This window comes from Pseudomonas sp. SIMBA_067 (assembly GCF_046534675.1).
Classification (GTDB): domain Bacteria; phylum Pseudomonadota; class Gammaproteobacteria; order Pseudomonadales; family Pseudomonadaceae; genus Aquipseudomonas; species Aquipseudomonas putida.
In genome coordinates this window covers 1-273 of the sequence record NZ_JAWRYH010000411.1, presented here as the reverse complement: position 1 = coordinate 273, position 273 = coordinate 1, and the positions used below count along the sequence as shown (strand labels likewise).

The following is a 273-nucleotide window of genomic DNA, read 5'->3' as shown; positions in this document are numbered from 1 at the left end:
CATATCTGGCACGGCCATAACCCGTTCGCGAAATATCCACGGGTGATTGGTCATGAATTTTTCGGCGTCATTGACGCGGTGGGCGACGGCGTTGATCCAGCCCGGCTGGGCGACCGCGTGGCGGTGGATCCGGTGGTGAGCTGCGGCAGCTGCTATCCCTGCTCGGTGGGCCGTCCCAATGTCTGCACCACACTGCAGGTGATTGGCGTGCATCGCGACGGCGGCTTCAGCGACTATGCGCTGGCCCCGGCAAAAAATGCCTTTTGTCTGCCG

At 62.3% G+C, this 273-nt stretch carries 1 protein-coding gene; it reads left to right on the top strand.

The features are described 5' to 3' along the window. Window positions 1–273: alcohol dehydrogenase catalytic domain-containing protein (locus tag SB765_RS29665; RefSeq protein WP_410932497.1), on the top strand; the 273-nt coding region annotated here is incomplete at both ends.